At 39.5% G+C, this 20,855-nt stretch carries 11 protein-coding genes; 7 read left to right on the top strand and 4 right to left on the bottom strand.

The genetic code is table 11. The features are described from left to right. Positions 1–113 precede the first annotated feature (113 nt). The 6 genes from PL8927_RS21860 to PL8927_RS21885 all read left to right on the top strand — a co-directional run bounded on the left by PL8927_RS21860 (position 114) and on the right by PL8927_RS21885 (position 6,740). A complete protein-coding gene (locus tag PL8927_RS21860) occupies positions 114–905 on the top strand; it encodes a mechanosensitive ion channel family protein (RefSeq protein ID WP_083625569.1) in 792 nt (263 codons plus the stop codon). A 341-nt stretch (positions 906–1,246) separates the two neighbouring features. Further along, entirely contained in the window at positions 1,247–3,073 is a 1,827-nt protein-coding gene (locus PL8927_RS21865) for an ABC transporter ATP-binding protein (RefSeq protein WP_083625570.1), read from the top strand. A gap of 148 nt (positions 3,074–3,221) precedes the next feature. After that, complete coding sequence (locus PL8927_RS21870) at positions 3,222–4,121, top strand: J domain-containing protein (RefSeq protein ID WP_083625571.1); 900 nt, start codon at positions 3,222–3,224, stop codon at positions 4,119–4,121. A 127-nt stretch (positions 4,122–4,248) separates the two neighbouring features. After that, positions 4,249–5,478 (top strand): ATP phosphoribosyltransferase regulatory subunit, encoded by a 1,230-nt coding sequence (locus tag PL8927_RS21875; RefSeq protein ID WP_083625572.1) that lies wholly within the window; start codon positions 4,249–4,251, stop codon positions 5,476–5,478. Positions 5,479–5,631: 153 nt separating this feature from the next. Beyond that, positions 5,632–5,859, top strand: a complete 228-nt coding sequence (locus PL8927_RS21880; protein ID WP_083625573.1) for an indolepyruvate ferredoxin oxidoreductase subunit alpha — start codon at positions 5,632–5,634, stop codon at positions 5,857–5,859. Positions 5,860–6,098: 239 nt separating this feature from the next. Beyond that, a complete protein-coding gene (locus PL8927_RS21885; protein ID WP_231506107.1) occupies positions 6,099–6,740 on the top strand; it encodes a PAP/fibrillin family protein in 642 nt (213 codons plus the stop codon). A gap of 130 nt (positions 6,741–6,870) precedes the next feature. On the opposite strand, the gene PL8927_RS21890 is transcribed toward PL8927_RS21885, so the two are convergent. From PL8927_RS21890 to PL8927_RS21900, 3 genes are all read right to left on the bottom strand, one after another. Continuing rightward, positions 6,871–7,248: a PH domain-containing protein gene (locus PL8927_RS21890; RefSeq protein ID WP_083625575.1), complete on the bottom strand. Its 378-nt coding sequence runs from the start codon at positions 7,246–7,248 to the stop codon at positions 6,871–6,873. Between the two features lie 110 nt (positions 7,249–7,358). Further along, positions 7,359–8,582, bottom strand: a complete 1,224-nt coding sequence (locus tag PL8927_RS21895) for a DNA methyltransferase (RefSeq protein WP_083625576.1) — start codon at positions 8,580–8,582, stop codon at positions 7,359–7,361. Then, positions 8,582–9,376, bottom strand: coding sequence for a hypothetical protein (locus PL8927_RS21900; protein WP_083625669.1), 795 nt, complete (start codon positions 9,374–9,376; stop codon positions 8,582–8,584). The genes PL8927_RS21895 and PL8927_RS21900 overlap by 1 nt, the downstream gene beginning before the upstream one ends. A gap of 148 nt (positions 9,377–9,524) precedes the next feature. On the opposite strand from PL8927_RS21900, the gene PL8927_RS21905 reads away from it, so the two are divergent. Further along, positions 9,525–11,888, top strand: coding sequence for a VIT domain-containing protein (locus PL8927_RS21905; RefSeq protein ID WP_083625577.1), 2,364 nt, complete (start codon positions 9,525–9,527; stop codon positions 11,886–11,888). A gap of 48 nt (positions 11,889–11,936) precedes the next feature. On the opposite strand, the gene PL8927_RS21910 is transcribed toward PL8927_RS21905, so the two are convergent. Beyond that, a complete protein-coding gene (locus tag PL8927_RS21910; RefSeq protein WP_083625578.1) occupies positions 11,937–20,777 on the bottom strand; it encodes a CHAT domain-containing protein in 8,841 nt (2,946 codons plus the stop codon). Between the last annotated feature and the right edge of the window lie 78 nt (positions 20,778–20,855).

Here is a 20,855-nt window from a genome sequence, read left to right on the forward strand (position 1 = left end):
GGGAGCCAATCAAATCATATTTCAGTTTAATATTTTATCACGAATTTGTAATAGTAAGCCGATAAATCAGCGATAATAGATTAAACTTTAACTTTTCTTTAGCTTTCGAGTTTATGCTGACAATCGCACAACAACAGGAATTATTGACCCTATTAATCCAGTTAATGACAGTGTTTGGAAGTCGGATTTTGACCGCAATCCTAATTCTATTGTTGGGGTTATGGTTGGCAAAATTTATACAACGTCTCAGTAAACGGTTGATGATTAAGGCGCAATTAGAGCCGACTCTGATTCGATTTTTAGTTAATTTAATTTATATTGCGACTGTTACCTTTGTAGTTTTAGCAACCCTCGGAAAATTGGGAATTCAAACTACATCATTTATTGCGGTTTTAGGGGCTGCTGGGTTAGCAATTGGGTTAGCCTTACAAGGCTCTTTATCTAATTTTGCTTCGGGTGTATTTATGATTATTTTTCGCCCGTTTAAAGTTCACGATTATATTGAAGGAGGCGGAGTAGAAGGAACTGTTGAGGAAATCCAAATTTTTACCACCCTTTTAACAACACCTGATCATAAAACTATTATTATTCCCAATAGTAAACTTTACGGCGATAAAATTGTTAATCACTCGATTCAACCCATCCGCCGAGTGGATTTAACCTTAAATTTTAGTTATGATACCAATTTGGATCAACTTCGAGAACTATTTATCACTCTAGTTGAGGCTGATGAACGAATTTTATCTGAACCCACACCGGGTATGGAAGTTCGAGAAATTGCCGCCAGTGGGATTAAAATTTTATTAACGGTTTGGGTTAGTAATCTCAACTATTCTCAGATGCGTTCTGATCTCAATGAGCGCCTGAAACAGAGCTTAGATGCTGATGGGATTAAATTGGTTTGATCCGTTTACTGATTGAGGAATAATCCCCCTAGTTGGGGTTATTTGTGCTAGAATTCTCCTAGAGTTAGGCAAACTAAAATCATGGCATCCGACTTAGATCGTGGGATTATGAAATTTAAAGGGGCGGACAGTCCCACCGCAATTATTGTTTCTTCAGTGCTGGTTTTGGGAGGTATTGGTTTCCTGCTTTGGTGGGCACTACAGACCGCCTATTCGTTGTCCTAAAGGCAAAACTGGGAATAAAACCCGTAATATACATCAGGATGCTGGTCAGCATCCTTTTTTTGTATTATACTTGTAACCTATGTGTCTTATTTTGTAGTGTTTCACGGCTCAAGATTATGGCGACTTTTCGGGATCTCGGTCAATATTACCGACAATACTTATCCCTATCTATCCTAAGTATTAGTGCATCAAGTGCTTTTGAACTAATTGATTTAATTGTTCCTTATACTATAGGACAAACGCTCAATGTTCTCTCAGGTCAACCTGTTGATAGACTGACTCAATATTCCATTCAAGCAATATCTAATTTAACCGGAATTGCCCAAACCACTCAACTTTCTTTAGGGGTTTTATTGGGTTTAATTTTCTGTGTTACTGTTGTTAAAGCCCCGATACAGCCTTTGTTAGGGCTTTGGTATCACTGGTTAATTTCATTAAAAACTCGTCGAAATCAATATCAAAATGCTTTGGAAAAAATTCTTACCCTTCCCCTAGAATTTTATGATGAAAATAACCCCGGACGAATTGCCAGCCGAGTTACAAAAGGGATTTATAACCAGACTTGGACATACCCTGAAATTGCAGGTCAATTGATTCCTAAACTCATACGAATTTTAGGAATTATTGTAATAATTGCCTGGATTGCATGGCCGATTGCCATTTTCTTTTTGCTATCTTTTCTGTTGATTTTAACCTTTAGTTTAAAATCATTGAAACGGCTAATCGACTTAGAAGAAATTATCGCCCAGCATGAAGAAAATACGGAAAGCCGCAATTCTGAGATTATTACAAACATTAAAACGGTTAAAGCCTTTGCAACGGAATCTCAAGAATTAAAACGACAACTAACTCGTCTTAATCGAGAGTTTAAAGTAACGGTAGGTCGGATTCATAGAGGCTATATTCAGTTAACGATCCGTCAAGCAACCTGTGTACAATTCAGTCTGTTTATGGTCTTAGGATTTACCTTGGCTGCAACGATTTCTGGTCATATTTCTCTAGGATATTTTGTCACTATCTATACTCTAGCGAGTATGGCTTATTCTGAAATTACACCGATTAGCAATACGGCGGAAGTTTTCGCCCGTCGCTATGCGTCGATGATTCGGTTACACGAATTTATGCAGTTACCAACGGGACAAGATGCTGGCAATTTAACTCTGAATAAAACCGACGATCTTTCGGAAAATTCCTATCAATTTAACGGAAAAATAGAATTTTCCCAGGTGAGTTTTAGCTATAATCCGAATACTCCGGTTTTACAGGATATTAATTTATTGATTGAACCCTATGAAACCGTCGCTTTAGTCGGACGTTCGGGATCGGGAAAATCAACGTTAGTTAAACTCCTGTTTCGTTATTTTGAACCGCATCAGGGTCAGATTTTAATCGATGGGATTGATATTCGCAGTTTGAATGTTACGGGTTATCGCAAACGGTTAGCGATTGTGCATCAAGAGGTGGATATTTTTAATGGAACCCTGTTAGAAAATCTGACCTATGGCAATCCTAACGCTACCTTTACAGAAGTCAAAGCAGCTTGTAAAATAGCTAAAGCGGATGAGTTTATTCAACAGCTTGCGAAGGGCTATTTTACCCCCGTAGGAGAACGGGGCGTGCGGTTATCAGGAGGACAAAAACAACGCTTAGGAATTGCACGGGCGTTATTAGTAAATCCTGATATTTTAATCTTTGATGAAGCAACATCTAGTTTAGATTATGAATCAGAACGGGCGATCCAATTAGCCATGCAAAATATCTTGGGAACACGCACAACAATTATTATTGCTCATCGTTTGAGTACGATTCGAGAAGCGGATCAAATTGTGGTGTTAGATCAAGGTCAAATTGTGGAAGTGGGAACCCATGAAGCACTGCTTCAACACCAGGGAATTTACCAACGTTTACATAAGTTGCAAGAAACAGGAGAATTGTTGGTGTAATTATCAAATCACAATTATAGAGTTCAAAAACTGGGTTCTTTGCAAAGATCCAGTTTTTTCTACTTCTGACAGTTTAAGACGGGCTATATTAAGATCAAAGGGGTGCAATTAATTCAGTCGCAAGTTTAGGTAAGGAAGGCAGAAGAGTATGTTTGAATTTAAACAAGGGTTATTTCAGTTTGAGTTTACGGATCATCATGCGATTTTAGGGGTTTCCCTGGAGGCAGATTTTGAGGACATTCGCAAACGCTATATGCGGATCGCCCGTCGTCTGCATCCTGATACCTGCCCCTTTGAGAACCCCCAGGATCAGGAGTTAGCGAAGCAATTATTAGCAAAGTTAGTCAGTCCAGCCTATAATCAGTTTTCAAAAGAAGGTGAACGCAAAGAATATATTCTGCTGTTAAAAACAATGGGCGATCGCACGGTCAAAGAACAGCATAACCTGAAATTGCAAACGGAAGCCGCGCAAAAGCTGATGCAAGCTTCTGATTATCAAAATGCTTATGAATCTGCTATTCAAGAGTTAGCTAAAAATCAATATGAATCCCCTCAAAAAGCCTTGGATTTCATTGCTCAAATTAGTGAATTAAATTTAATTTATTTACTTCGTAAAAATCAAAGAGGCGGTGTTTCTCCCGCTCCATCTGTCAAAGTTGCCGATCAAACTCCTGCTCCGGCTGCAATACCGAAGAAAGATTCTTTTGTCGAACAAGCTTGTCACCGTGCAGAACAATTGATGGCGAGTCAAAACTATGCCCAGGCAGTTTTAGAGTTAAAAGATGCGATTAAACGAGAACCTGATAATAGTCATTGTCATGGTTTATTGGGGTTAGTTTATTTAAAACAAAATCAACCGAAATTAGCAACACCCCATATTAATCGAGCGTTACAACTAAACCCGACACAACCTCAAGCCCTAGACGCTAAAAAACAACTGGAAAAAGCCACACCCCAAGCCGGAGCAAAATCTAAAACCGCCCAACAAAGCGCTAAAAAATCAGAAGGAGGTTTGTTTGGGGGGCTATTTGGTGGAAAGAAAAAATAGGGGGTTGGCGGTTGACGGTTAACCGACAACGGACAACCCGCACCCAGAATGCTGTATTGTAGAACAAGTTACAAATTGCCGTTTGTAACTCAATTCTTAATGCTTAATTGTTAATTTTTACTCAAGTATGGTTTATCAACCCCCGTCGGGTGCGCGAGATTTACTTCCCCTCGATGTTGCCCAAAAAATTTGGATTGAACGGCGTGTGCAACAGGTGTTTCACCGTTGGGGCTATCATCGAATTATTACCTCGACTCTGGAACATTTAGAAACGCTGATAGCTGGAGGTGCGGTACAACCGTCAACGGTGATTCAACTCCAAGATGCTGAAAATCGTTTAGGACTGCGCCCGGAATTAACAGCGTCGATTGCTAGGGCCGTGGTTACCCGCATGGGAAGTCTGCAATCTTGGCCCCAACGCCTGTATTACAATGCGAATGTCTTCCGTAAAGGTAACGCGGTTGATCACGGACAACAGCTTGAATATTATCAAGCCGGGGTGGAACTTTTAGGGGCTGGCGGGTTACGCGCGGATTCAGAAATTCTGCTATTGTTGCGGGATTGTCTGCAAACTTTGGGGTTCAGTAATGCTGATTTAATTATCGGAGAAGCGGGTTTAACTCAATCGTTATTATCGCCTTTTCCTCCTAAAGAACGGGAAAAAGTGAGAGCGGCGATCGCTAATTTAGATCGAATTGGTTTAGAATCCTTATCCCTCTCTTCAGAGCTCCGAGATCGAGCATTATTTTTATTTGATTTACGGGGTCGTCCAGAAACCGTATTATCTCAAGTTTCTCAATTGGATTTAGATCCGTCCCAACGACAAGCGGTAAATAACCTCAAATCTTTAATGGAATTATTGCAAAAATGTTGGGGAAATTCTGAAATTCAACCTGCAATTACCCTGGATTTAAGTTTAGTTCAAACCTTTGATTATTACACCGGAATTGTGTTTATTGCAGTGAGTGATACCGCTTCTGGGGCACGAATATTAGGACAGGGAGGACGTTATGACCAACTCCTAGGACTGTATCATCCCCAAGGAGAAACAGAACCGGGAATTGGGTTTTCCTTGAATCTTGAAGAGTTGCATCAGGTGTTATTGGGACGAGGTGAACTGCCTCGTGAAACCCCCGCCAGTGATTGGTTAGTGGTGGCTCAAACCCCGGAAGCGGATGCGGCGACTTTTGCCTATGCGGGTCAGTTAAGAGAGTCTAGTGAGTTAGTGCGGGTAGAAGTCGAGTTAGGACGTCGGGAAACCCCCGAAGAAATCCGCGACTATGCTCGTCGTCGAGGAATTGATCAAATTGCTTGGGTTAATGTTAACGGCGACCCCAAAATTGAGAAAATTCTCTAAGGGTAGAGGGGGGTAATTTTTGGGTATTTCTAATCAATTTTAGGATAACAGTTTCACCCCCCCTAGACTTTTTATCCCTTGCCAATTCGTTGATTTATCGTTAACAATTAAAAAGAATTAACCGCCCTATTTTTTAGCAGGAGAATACTAACTATGCCCCATAGCATTGTCACGGACGTTTGTGAAGGTGTTAGCGATTGTGTTGCAGCTTGTCCCGTTGCTTGTATTCATGAAGGGCCGGAAAAAAACAAAAAAGGAACGGATTGGTATTGGATTGATTTTTCCACCTGTATTGACTGCGGAATTTGTCTGCAAGTTTGTCCTGTTGAAGGGGCAATTGTAGCAGAAGAACGCCCTGAATTGCAGAAAACGCCTAAGTAAAATCGGTTGAGATTTAATCCCCAAAACCTGATTTTATAGAACAATACCGTCGCCATTTTTTCTAATCGTCGGGTGGGTGATACTAGAAAGCAACAATCTCAATATGATCACCCCCCAGCAATTGGATCAGATTCTTATGATGATTTAATATGGAGGTTTTTGTCTTTTTTACCTGAAATCATCTAAAATATATCTTAGCTAAAACTTGATTTATTGAAAAGATAATCTGACGGAATTTTATGATGTTAACCCAAACCGACTTAAAACAACAATTAATCGCTAAAATTGAGGCAGTACAATCTCAACTTGGAGGATTAAACGGTTCTCCCGTCACGAATGTTAAAATCAAACCCGCTCTCGCAGAAGAAATTGAAGCGATGGTGGTTCAACTAGAAGCTAAAAACCCTAACTATCGTCCCTTACTGCATAATCCTTTATTATTAAATGGAGCTTGGTTACTGCTCTATTCTACTGCAAGAGAAATTCGCAGTTTAGCTTCACTACCTTTAGGTTTAAAAGTGGGAAAAATCTATCAAATTATTGATGTCGAGTCTCGGCAATTTTTTAATCAAGCCTTTGTCAAACATCCATTAGGATTGATTTCGGGTTATGTTAAAGTAACGGCTACCTTTGAACCTGTTGTTGATGATAATAAGTTACCCAATAACCGCCTGAATGTTTTCTTTCAACAACGCTATATCGCCATTTCTAATATTGTAGGAGTTAAGACTCCTCAACTGGAACCCGCCCGTGTTGTTCCCGCCCGAAATCCCGTAGGTCGAATCCCCAGTTTAGAGATTACTTACCTGGATGAAACCTTTCGTATTGGTCGAGGAGGGGATGGGAGTTTGTTTGTTTTAATTAAGAGTGAATTAGGGTAAGTTTTAATTGGTGCGTGCAATGCAGCTTACGCACCCTACGTTAATTATTTTCTGTGTAATATTCAATAAGTGTTATCAAAAAATGGAATAAGCTGCTACGCAATACTAGAAGATAGCAGCTTAAATTATTTTACTTCAGCACATAATAAGCTAATACACTTTGAACTTCATAGATATTCAGCTTTCTGTTAAACTCCCTTTCGATGGGGGCAGAGCTTCCTGATATCCAGATTTTTAACTCTGCATCAAGGTCAAAATGTCCCGATGTTTCAATGCTAAAATGAATAATACTGCGATAGGGAATAGAGTGATATTCAATTTTTTTCCCGGTAATTCCTTGTTTATCAATAAAGATCAATCGTTTATTGGTGAATACAATTAAGTCTCGAATTAACTGATAAGCTCTCTCTACAGACTCACCCTCTGCTAAAAGCTTAACCAGTTCATTTTGCAGTCTTCCCTGATCAATTTCAGATGCGTTACCTAACAAGCCATCGATTAATCCCATGATTGACCTCCAAGCTAGAATAGAAGCCTTTGAATTTTAAAGGTTATGTCTATTATAGCTTTATTTTTTTGATTGTGTACAGACTATTTTAATCTGAAAATACGCAATGATTAAACTTTCGGTCTATTTGCAGAAACACAATATTCATATAACGCTTTATTACAATTTCGTTTTCTGATAATTTCAGAATTGATCTGTTTATAGCCTAACATTTTCATAGACTTAGATAGAATTGATGCTGTGTCAACAGTGTTATCAAAGAAATTGGAATTACCAATAATATAATACAACTTGGCTTGAGCTTTAAGAATAGATATAAGTGAAGACAAATGAAGATGAATATCATGAAAATATTTTAACACATAAATAGCCATTAAATCAGCATTTTTACCCCCAGATTTTTTAATTTTATCGACAGTTATAAATAATTCTTTGGGTAAATTATTTTCTTCAATTTGCCAAGAATTTAAACGACTGGTAGCAATTCCCCAAGTTCCCCCAATTGCTAACCAGTCAATTTCACCTGCTTCTTTTGCTTCAGTTATAAACTTAGTCCAATACATATAAGGACGCAGTTCACGAATATAACTCATACGATTAGGATAAGGAGGTGAAGTAATAACTTGATCAACTTTAATATGATCTAATCCGATTAGAGCTTTAGAATCTTTCTCAATAACAGTTACAATCCCTGAAATATGGGTTTCTGCGGTTTTTAAAATAAACTCAAGAATAGTCAAAAATAATTCTTCAGTATATTCTATATCAAACTGGGTAACTGTTTCCTGAAATGACATAGAAACATGGTTAAATGAGGCGGAAGAAGTTTCGATAATCAGACGGCAAAAAGCAATCCACACTAAACTATAATGATTATTTTCGGGCTCGCCAAAATAATTGACTAAAGCAGTTCGCAAAGCTGTCAGTAATTTTAGGGTATGCCTAGACCACCATCTTTCAATATTGAAAATAGGAGGTATCCAATTGTCTTGATTAATTAAAGTTTTGTAGTCCTGAAAAACAAGTTTTATTCGGTTCCTGATATCTGTTAATTCAGCCTGAGAATAGTTTCTACATTTCGCATTTCCTAGCCAAACTAAAAACGGATTAATATCTAATAAAATTGTCTGTTTTCCCTGTTCAGCCGCCACAAGTCCAGTAGTTCCTGTACCCGAAAATGGATCAAGAATAATTGCATCTGGTTCAACAGAAGTTAAAAGCTTTTCAACTAATTTCACACCATAGGCAGGAGTCAGACGTAACCATCCATGTCGCCCTAAATTCTGATTATGTTTAAACGTATATTCCGGTCTTTGTTTTACAGTTGATAACATTATTCAGCCCTTAATAAAGCTTCTAGCGTTGTATATATTTCATCTCGAATTAATGAAGAATTTCGTTGCAAGAAATCTGCTAAATCATAGCCTAACACATTCTTGGAAAAAACAAACAGAGAATTTTGGCTAGTTCCTAATAACGTTCCGGTGATAATTGCTCCTCGGCTATTCCGATATCTTAAGACTAAATCGGAATCAATTTGTGAGGAAAAGATAGCAAATACAGGTAAGTATCCATTAGCCCAAGCAACGGCAATATTATCAATATCAGCATTTTGTCTTTTACTATCTTTACTTTTATAACCTTGTCGAACTTCAAATACGGCTCCATTTGCAGGTGCAGGAACATTCAGAGATTGACTATAATTTGCTATCCATTGCGTAACTCTTTCTCTAACATCATAATTTTGAATTGCTGTTAATTCTAATCGAGCATCTAAGGATAACGTTCTTTCCTTATTATTTTTTGTCTGCACTGTGTAAGACCATAGAACATCTTTTGGATCATCATAATTGGCTTGATCAATAATAATCTGTCGAAATAAACTTTCACAACCTCTCCCAATTTGTCGATAAATAGAAGTCATTCCCCCCGCAGCTTTATGAGCAGCATACATTAAATCTGAATTCAGACCAATCCATGAATAAAATGGATCTGAACCATATAATGATAGAAATCCCGCCAAATCTAATCCTTCTTCTCGATTTCCTAATCCAAATTTAGGTTTATATCGCCTACAAACTTTAATCGGATCTAAAAACCGCTTCAGATAAAGGTTTTCGTCAGTCACGGTAAATTTTATAAGTTTAGTTTGTCTCAATTGAGTATACAACAAGGTGTAAATTAAGAATAATGTTACAAAGATCTCAACATAGAAGCGTTTACCATTAAACGGATCTACAATAGAAACAGTTAACAAGCCGAGAGGTTATCTCATTATGCCTCAAACCATTAAAAATCAACCCAGTGGGTTATATATTCAAACCCCTGACCAACAATCGATCGCTTTTCCCCTCAAACATACGAATGTTAGTGCTAAAATTGCGGGGAATCTGTCACGGGTGGAAGTTACCCAGAGTTTTGAAAATCCCTTTACAACAACTTTAGAAGCGGTTTATATTTTCCCTTTACCCGATGAAGCTGCTGTTGATGAAATGTTAATTCGGATTGGCGATCGCACTCTTAAAGGTAACATTAAAAAACGCGAAGAAGCCCAACAAATTTATGAACAAGCGAAACAAGAAGGACGCACCGCCGGACTGTTAGAACAAGAACGGGATAATATTTTTACTCAATCTTTGGCTAATATTAAACCCGGTGAACAAATTGATGTGATTATTCGCTATTCCGATAGCTTGAAATTTACCGGGGGAAACTATGAATTTGTGTTTCCGATGGTGGTTGGCCCCCGTTATATTCCGGGGGTTGGGATTGAAGATCCCAGTGGTGGGGGGACTGCGATCGCACCCATGACCCAAAATCAAGATACGGATTTAGTTCCTGATGCGTCTCGTTTAAATGCGCCGATTTTGCCAGAGGGGATGCGATCGCGTCATGATATTAATATAACGGTTGAAATTGATGCGGGTGTGCCGATTCAGAAGATTAATTCTCCCTCCCATCAACTTCAGATTGACCATACCGGACAAAATGCCCGCATCACCTTAGCAGAGGGAGATACCATCCCCAATAAAGACTTGATGTTGCGGTATCAGGTGGCCGGGGAACAAACTCAAACAACGGTTTTAACCCAAAACGATGAACGGGGGGGACATTTTGCCGTTTATTTAATTCCAGCGATTAAGTATGCTGTGGATCAAATTGTTGCGAAAGATGTGGTTTTTCTGATCGATACTTCGGGTTCTCAAGACGGTATGCCACTGATGCAATGTCAGGAATTGATGCGACAGTTTATTAATGGCTTGAATCCTGACGACACCTTTAGTATTATTGATTTTGCCAATACCACGCAACAGTTGTCTGCGCTTCCGTTGGCGAACACCCCCCAAAATCGCGCCCAAGCGTTGCAGTATATTAATCACTTAAATGCGGATGGGGGTACGGAACTCTTACGGGGAATTCAGGCGGTTTTGAACTTCCCGGTGGCGGATGTGGGGCGGTTGCGGACGGTGGTGTTGTTGACGGATGGCTATATTGGTAATGAAAATCAAATTCTGGCGGAAGTGCAACAACATCTCAAACCCGGAAACCGCCTGCATAGTTTTGGGGTAGGGAGTTCGGTTAATCGCTTTTTGATCAACCGCATTGCTGAGTTGGGCCGGGGGATTTCTCGGATTATTCGCCATGATGAAGCTGTAGAACCCGTTGTACAACAGTTTTTTACTCAGATTAATAACCCCGTTTTAACCAATATTCAGGTATCTTGGCAAGGAAAGGGAGAAAACCCTGTTATTTATCCGACTTTAGCACCGGATTTATTTGCGGAACAACCCTTAGTGTTATTTGGCAAGAAACCCGATGGCAATTCTGGCGTTTTGGAGATTCAGGGGTCTGCTGCGGGTGGAACGTCCTATCAACAGCGTTTTAACTTGAATTTTGAATCTGGGGGAAATCCGGCGGTGGCTCAATTGTGGGGACGCTCTCGAATTAAGGCGTTGATGAATCAGATGGTGCAAGGGGATACCAAGGCGGGAGTGGAGGCGGTAACGGAAACGGCTCTCACTTATCAGTTATTATCTCAGTATACGGCGTTTGTGGCGGTGAGTGATGATGTGCGGGTCAATCCGAGTGAGGCTTCGGTGTCGGTGCAAGTCCCTGTGGAAATGCCGGAAGCGGTCAGTTATGAGGGAATGTATGGTGGCTATGGTTCCTTGGGTTCCTTGCTTCAGGCTCCATCGGCTCCATCGGCTCCAGCGACTCGTTCTATGTTCCGTCGAGGGATGGAAATGATGCGAGGCTTCAAGATGAATGACAGTTCTGCGCTTTCAGAGCCAACAGAGATGGATGCTTTTTTCGAGGAAGGCGTATTTTTAGAATTTGAACCTCCATCTCCTATTTTAACGTCTTTAGAGATAGTGAGCGCGACGGGATTAGATCAAGAAGCGATCGCTTTTTTAACTCAACATTTACAATCAATTAAAATTCCAACGGGAATTAACGGTAATTTGGTGTTTGAGTTAAAGATTAATAAAGGACGGGTTAAACAGGTGATTTTAGATGAAGAAAAGTCTACTATTCAGGACGCTAAAATCATTGAATTAATTCGGCGATCGCTCTTAACTTGGAAACCTGTTCAAACTAACCCGATAACTGTTGTTTTAACTTTGAAAATTGACTTTTAACTGTTGGTGCGTGCGCTGTCGCTTACGCACCCTACAACTGATAACTGATTACCAGGGACTTCCAATCATGGTAAATCCTGACCAATAATAGGGATGGGATAGGGTTGTAATATTGCTTCCTGCGAGATCAGAAGGAAGAGGAATTGTGTCAAAGGTGGTAATTAATTGATCATTTTCCAGGCGAGTTCTTTCTTGAATCATGTTAATTTGGGCATTTTGTAATGCGATCGCTTTAATGGGAGCTTGTCTTAAATCTTGATAAAATTCACTCATTAATCCTAACGTTCCTTGGTCGCTCACATACCATAAACTCGCTAAGGCTGATTTAACTCCCGCTTGCACCGCTAACCCGGCAAATCCTAATTCTGAACGCCGATCTCCTAATGCTGTTCGACAAGCACTTAAGGTTAATAATTCTACCGTTGGATTATCAAAATTTAAGCTGGGTAGTTCTGTAATGGGTAATTTTTCATTCCATAATTGAATATAAGAATTACTCGGAGATCCCGGTTTAAAATCAGCGTGGGTGGCTAAATGAATGACTTCAAAATCGGATAAACGACGTTGGGATTTTAAATTTTCGAGGGTGAATCGTTCGTTTAAAAATTCTTCACCGGGCCAAAGATTAATAATATTTTCTAATTCGATGGGAACCGCAGGTAAAGGGTTTTGTTGTTGAAATTGACTGGCTCCCATTGCTAAGACTTCGGCTTGACCAATGGCTTGATACCGAAAGTCAATTAAGCTGGTACTGGGAATTAAACTAATCGCATATTTTTCGACTAAAAATTGTTGACCATCCCATAATGCAGCGATGGGTAAACTGCGTAAACCAGGGTCAAGGGAAAAAAGAATCGTAGAAACCCCTAATTTTTGTAAATCATTTGCTATGGGTTGAATCATCCATTCATAGAGTTGTTGAGCAGATGCTTGATAACTCACAGTATTACGTTTTCGGGGGTTGGTAATTTCGGTTTGTAGGTCTCGAACAACGGGGAATAATTTTTCTCGTGTCGCTTCAGGAACACTATGGTGTAAAGGTTCACCGGAGGAGGGAACAACAATTATTTCTAATTGATTCTCACGGGAAACAATATATACAATCGCATAAACTTGTTGGGTTTTTAATTCAAGTTCTTTTAAAAATTGCTGAACTTCTAAACGGTTTAATAAATTGGATTGAACTCCTAAATGTTGTTGAAATTCTTGATTTCTTAACTGTTCTAAAAGTAGAATACTAGAGTCTAAATTATTCGATTGAAAAGCGACTTCTGTAGTTGATAACAGTTCTTGAGGAAAGGAAGAATTAGTGGGATTATTGATAAATTCAGGCGTAATTTTATCTTGTTTTTCTTCTGAGTTTGGAGGAATTGATATATTTTGTTGAATAATAACTCCGGTATTCCCCTGGGTGGGATTTTCATTGGGGGGAATATTCGGTGGTGCATCATCAGTTTGAATTGCAATATTTCCTAATGTAAATGAACCCTCAAAGCTTTGGGGTGGAAGAATGCTAAAATCACCCGTTGTAATGGCGGCGGCGGTTCCATTGACAGTTAAGTTACCTCCGATTTCAAAGGTAGCAACAGGGGGATTGAGTGGCCCGCCAGCGTGGCGAATGGTGATGGAACCGCTACCCAGACGGCCAGCAGTGGAGATACTGGCGGTTCCGGTTGGGGAAAATGGGGTGGGGAAGGAATTAGTAGCACGGAAGTAGCCTTGAGTTGATTCAACAAAAACGTTACCGCCACGACCATTGGCGGATTCAGCATTAATATATTCGACTTGTACATCGTTGATGGGGTCGAGGAAGACGTTACCCGCTTGGGTTTGGCCTTGGGTGTCAATTTGTCCGGCGGTTATGCTGGTTTCTGCATTGACAGTAACGTTACCTCCAGTCAAGCCTGATGTCAGTATATTCCCGGTTGTAACGGTTCCAGTGGGACTACTTAGGGAAATATCCCCACTCTGACCATTGGGGGATGAGCTATTCAGGCTATTAGTGGTAATATTTCCCTGGGGGGTATTTAGGGTAATATCCCCACCGTTAAGATTAGAAGATGAAGTATTGAGGGAATTAACCGTAATATTCCCGTTGCGACTGTTGAGTGTGATACCCTCAGCAACCGTAATATCACGGGTGTTAATGTCGTTAGTGGCTGTAATTACAACCGTATTATTACTGAGGGTATTGGCATTGAGGTTGACAATATTACTCGCGTTAATATTAAGTCCCCCTGACCCTACCGTAATAGGTGCATTTGCTTGAACGGTTCTGGCCGTAATCTCTAAACCGTTGAGGGGAGATTCGTTATTGAAAGTATCTAAATTAACATCATTATTTCCGGTATTAAGGGTTAAATTCCCTTGTCCGGTTAGGGTTGAGCCGAGAAAGTTAATCGCTCCGTTGCCAATACTGGTGTCTAATGTTACTGAATTACTCTCAATGTTTACGGTATTTACGGAAGAAAAATCAAGTCCACTGGCGGTGTAGATATCGCCAAACAGGTTAACGGCGTTTGCTTGTTGAAAAATTAATCCGCTTACGGGGTTATTATTATTACCAATAGTATTGAGAGAAATGGTTCCGCTTCCTGCATTTAGCGTTAGGGTTTGGGAACCTGTTATCGGACTATTATTAAATAGAATATCGCCATTATTTCCCGTCGTATTAATACTGATATTATTGGCGAGTTGGGTTCCTCCTGAAGCATTACTAAAATCAACAATATTATTAACAGTTAAATTGCCTTGTAAGGTGGTGAGTCCGGTCGTATTCACCTGTAAACTAGAGAGGGGGTTACTATCACCAACCGTTGAGAACGTAAGATTACCACTTCCAGCGTTAACAGTTAAATTACTATTACCATTAACAGGAAAATTAAAACTAATATTTCCACTGCTATTTGTACCGAATGAAGTTAGGGTAATATTAGGGGATGCAAGTTGAACGGGACTATTATATTGTTGTTGACTTCCAGCACCATTACTCGCAGAGGTATTGATATCATTATTTAAAATAATCGGATTATTTTGAGTATTGATATTCAGGGTTCCGGCTTGACCGTTATTGGTACTGGTATTAACGCCGCCTAAGTTGAGAGTTCCTGGGGTATTAATAGTAATAGCACCGCCATTATTTTCGGAACTGGTATTCAGCGTTCCGGGGTTTGTTGTAATATTGCCATTAGAACTATTTAGGGTAATAGGTTGACCGTTAGTGGTGATATTTCCCGTTACAATATTATTCGTTGCGGTAATTTCAACTTCACTGCTATTTGTGGTTGTAATATCTTGGGGAAGGGTGACAGCATCACTGGAATTAATGATAAAATCTCCGGTATTAACGGTAATGGGAGAGGTGCTATTAACGCTTCCCGCAGTAATATCTAATCCGCCAACGGTTACGCTATTATTAAATTGGATATTTGCGGTTCCCGCTTGTAGGGTTAACCCGTTATTATCAGCAGGAATACTGTTAACCGTATTGTTAAAGGTAATATTACCACTTCCCGATGTTCCCGAAGTGTTGATATTAACAGGTTGATTGATTTCAACGGGGTTATTAAAGGTTAAATTACTCCCGTTTCCGTTATTTCCAGAATTATTAATATCTCCGGTTAACGCAATAGTTTCACCGCTAACGCTTAGGGTTCCCGCTTGGTTGGTTTGGGTACTGGTATTAATTTCACCGAGAGAGACGCTTGCGGTTGTTGTAATATTAACATCACCGCCATTACTATTATTTGAACTGCTATTTAAGGTTCCTGAACTGCTATCAATATTTCCGGTATTACTATTGAGGTTAATTTCTTGACCTTGGGTTGTTAAGTCGGCTGTGGTGATATTATTTTCAGCATTAATATTAATCGTTCCGGTATTGGTAGCGGTGATAGGTTCAGTTAAATTAACAGTTCCACTACTATTAAGATTAACGCCTCCTGCTTCAACAGTAATATTAGCGTTACTATTAATATCTCCACTGTTAACCTCTAAGCTATTTAGGGTATTCGTTCCTCCAATAGTTTCATTAACGCTAACCGTTCCCGTCCCGGCTTGAAGGGTTAAATTAGAATTTCCTGGCGTATTACTATCAACGGTATTATTAAAGGTAACATCTCCACTTTTTGCGGTTCCTGATGTGGTTAAAGTTACGGTATCCGCATCTAAAATAACCGGAGAATTAAAGGTAATATTATTACCCGAACCGATAGTCGCAGAGGTATCAATATTATTGGTTAACGTGATACTATTTCCGGCGAGAGTTAGAGTTCCGGCTTGAGAAGTTCCTAAATTAGATTCAGTTCGGGTATTAATTGCACCAACGCTTAAATTTTGAGCCGCATTCAGGTTAATTTCTCCTCCATCTTCGGTTGTGGAACTACTATTGAGGATACCCGCAGTTGTATTAATATTTCCCGTATTACTGGTGAGCGCAATTCGTTCTCCATTGCTAATAATATCCGTTGTCGTAATGTCTCCCTCGGCGACAACATCAACGGGACTATTATTATTTGTTGTCACCGTATCGTTAAAGGTAACATCTTCCGTTGCGGTAATATTAATTGCGCCATTATCAACGGTAACAGTAGACTGAGTAACAACATTTCCGCTATTTATGGTTAAAGTTTGTAGAGGAACGCTATCGCCGACCGCTTGATTAAAATTAACATCTCCCTCTCCCGTTTGTAGAGTTAAACTATTACTCCCAGAATTATTATCACGACCTCCATTTACGGTTCCATTAAAGGTAACATTACCACTCCTATTATTTCCCGTTGTTGTTATCGTTACGTTATCTTGAGGAAGGATAACATTGGTATTAAAATTCACTTCACTTCCCTGACCTTCACTCGCAGAAGTATTAATATCCCCCGTTAAACTAATGCTATTATTTCCCGATGTAATATCCAGGGTTCCTGCTTGACTATTAGTAGAACTAGAGGCGGTACTGGTATTAATTTCTCCTAAAATAACTGTCCCCGATGCGTTAATAATTTGGTTTCCCCCATTATCATTTGTAGACTGACTTTCTAAAATCCCATTTTGAGTATTAATATCACCGTTACTACTGGTTAACGTTATGGTTTCACCCTCAGTAATAATATCCTGAGTTGTAATATTTCCCGTCGCTAAAATATTGACAATACCGCCATCAGTCGCTAAAATATCCGCTAAGTTTACCTCTCCACTGGCATTAATAGTTAACCCAGAAGTCGTAATATTAATTGGTGCAATACTATTAATATTACCTCCCGTAACTGTTAAACCATTGAGGGGGGTAATATTCCCGACACTATCATTAAAACTAACTGTTCCCGTTCCTGCTTGTAGAATTAAACTATTACTTCCCGATAGGGTTCCATTAACAGTATTATTAAAAATAATATCCCCACTACTTGTACTCCCTGCGGTGTTAAATGTAGTAGTTGGTTGGGTGAGTTGCACAGGTGCAGAAATCGTAATATTATTTCCCTGACCTGTGGTTGCGGAAGCATTAATATTATTAGTGATAGTAACTGTATTATTAGCAGAAGTCAGGGTAACACTTCCCGCTTGGGTATTACCAGAATTCGCGGTTGTACTGGAATTAATACTCGCAATGTTAATATTACCCGCCGCATCAATAGTAACAATTCCGCCATCCCCAACAGCCGAACTACTATCGAGGGTTCCAAAACTACTATTAACACTTCCTTCGCTACTTTGGAGATTAATTTCACCGCCTGAATTTGTTAAGGAACTGATGAATAAATTCTGATTTCCAGATATTGTAATCCTTCCTGAACCTGTCGTTGTAATTGGGGTATTTTCTCCGATGATAACACTGGTTGTATTCTCACCATTATTGACACCATCGATTAAAATTGACCCCGTATTGGTTTGAATTTGACTACCCTGAAAAATTCCTATCCCTTCACTATCGGGAACCGCAGCACTGCGACCTTGTAAATTAATATCCCCACTGCTTAAACTATTAATTTGTGCGGTATTAATTAAAAGGATGCCATTACTATCTCCCCCAGTACCATTCCCAGTTCCACTTAAATTAATTGTCCCTGTTCCTGATGATTTAAGTAAACTATTCCCTAATAAAATCCCCTGTCCATTAAAATCTGCTGTACTAACTCCCGTTAAATTCAGATTTCCATTTAAGACCTCAATAATAGGGCCATCTAAAATAAAAATACCCTGACTATTGGTAGTTTGACTACTACTTCCCACTAAATTAATATTTTCGGTTGCTGTAATGTTGGCGCTTCCAAACAAGGAAATTCCATGACTACCACTCCCTGTGGCATTACTCAGTCCATCTAAACTAATATTTCCAATTCCAGTAGCAACAATTTCACCTCCATCCCCAATAAAAATCCCCGGACTTGTATTTGCACCCCGTCCTAAACCCTGAATTAAAATATCTCCATCCAGAGTTTGTATTTGTCCATTAGCAATATAAATTCCCTCGCTATTATTACCGTCCCCACTCACGCCGGATAGATTAATTCTTCCAGTTCCCGCCGAAAAAATAAGTCCGTTATTCAAGATAGAAATCCCATCATTATTATCCCCTGTGGCGTTATTATTGCCGCGCAAATCAATAATTCCGGTTCCCGTTGAAGCAATATTACTCTCACTGACATAAATTCCCACACTCCCATCACTTCCGGCGGGAGTTCCTGTCAGTTGAATTGTGCCATCAACGGTTAAAATACTGCTTTGGTTCAAGTTTACCCCAAAACTATTTAAGCCATTTTCACTACTTCCTATTAAGCTAATATTTCCCGTTGTGCTTTGTAAGGTAGAATTATTATTGAGTAAAATCCCAATATTACTGGTTTGACTGCCTTGACTATTCCCAATAATATTAATATTGCCTGCGTCTGAATTAATGGTAGATTGTTCTAACCAAACTCCCATATTGGTATCGGTTTGTGTGCCAGAAGTTCCCGTTAAGGTAACATCACCATTCGCAGAATTCAAGCTACTATTGGTTAATAAAATACCATGATTAAAGGGTAAGTTATCAACCGCAATTCCATCAAGGGTAATATTGCCCCCCAGGGTATTAAGTTGACTATTATCGAATAATACCCCAGACCGAAAAGTAGTATTTCCTCGACCTGTGGCGGTGAAATCTCCGCCGTTTGTATCAATTATAGCGTTACGAACGAAAACAGAACCATTATTATTATTATCAAAATCCGCATTAAAATTAAGGCTTAATTGATCAACATCACCGGGGTTACTATCACTAATTGTTTGTCCATCTAAAATAATATTTCCTGCCGCATTTAATGTTAAGATTCGGTCATCTCCAATCCCATCAAAATCTAAGGAAGTCTGAAACGTAATATTCCCATCTTGGGAATTGTTTTCCACATCTCCCGTTTCTACAATCACATTTCCTTCTGTTAAGGCAGACTTTAAGAGAAATACACTTAACCGAGCATTATCATCAGTGGTATTAAATAATAATTCACCCGTTGCTAAAGAATTTTCATTCAGGTTTGTATTTCCCCCGGTATCATCGACAATATCAATATTATTCGGGTCAAGTAACCAGGTTCCTCCTAACCCAGAAGGCGCTGCAATATCAGGAGCCGTGTTAATCTCTAAAATACCGCGACTACTGGTTTCAACAAATCCGCCATTTCCGTTTTGTATTCCCCCCCGAACTTGAATTAAACCATAAACTTGAGTTAACTCCTCAGACCAAACAATAACTCGACCGCCATTTCCGGTTTCTAAAGCATTCGCATTAACAAAAGAATCGGAACTAATAAAGGTTTTTTCAGATGTGGGAAAATCCCCTAATCCTTTATAGTCTCCCCCAATTAAAATTGTACCTCCTCCGGTTAACCCCGATGCGTCTAAAATACTATTAATGAGTCCTATTTTTTCTCCAGCTAACTGAAGGGTTCCCCCGGTTTGGGTGGGAGAACTAACATTAATTGCTCCTGATAAAATCGTGGTTCCCGGTTCAGTGGGAATTGCAACCCCTGATGCGGTTAAAATTACCTGTCCTTGTTCATTAACTTTTACTTGATTAGCATTTCCTAAGTTTCCTCCTGTTAATAATTCGGGTAAGGATAGGGGAGTAAAAGGGGAGGGAGTTTGAGGAATATCTGAGGTTAATTCTAAATTTAATAAATGTCCGTCTTGGGAAATTCTAACTAAATTTTCTCCCGTTACCGCAGCAATGGTAATGTTTCCTCCGGGTGCGGATACTGTTCCTGTATTTAAGACAGTTCCTGCTAATAAAGTAATATTTTCTCCGGGGGAAACCGTGAGATTTCCTAAATTAACTAAACTCCCTGGATTTTCTGAATTAAAGACAAAATCCCTAGGAGTTCCCACTAAAGTTTGCCATTGATTTTCTCCGATAGCTTGGAACCAATTCTGATTCCCAAAACCAATCGAGCTTGCTGTTGTCGCGGTAAAAGAGGCGGGAATATTTAAACTAGCATTTTCCCCAAAGACAATTCCCGCCGGATTGATTAAAAATAGGTTAGAATTGCCGCCAGTAACTTGAATTAACCCATTAATAAAAGAAGCCTCTCCCCCAGTGACTCGTCCTAATATATTTTGAATTTTGGGATTTGAAATAAAATTGAGAATTTCCCCTTGAGACAGTCCCAATTTTTCAAAACTATGAAATAAATTCGCACCGTCTCCCGATAAACGGCCGCCATTAATGTTAAACTGATTTCCTTGAGGCGTAACTTGGGTTCGGTGTCCATCCTGCGCCGGAATAATCGTTTGTGCAGTTATCGAAGCAGGAAATAGGCAAATTAAGAGGGTTGTCGGAAAGATTATCCGGGTAGTGAACAGAACCGGAATTCGCTGGAATAGTTGCAAGTTGGGGACGCTCGTTTGTTTCCGATTCATATCTTAGCCAATCCAGAGAAACCTGGATATATCCTATTCTAATTCTGAGTGAGTGGCAACTATTAATCTTTGTCAACA

The sequence above is a fragment of the Planktothrix serta PCC 8927 genome, from assembly GCF_900010725.2.
Classification (GTDB): domain Bacteria; phylum Cyanobacteriota; class Cyanobacteriia; order Cyanobacteriales; family Microcoleaceae; genus Planktothrix; species Planktothrix serta.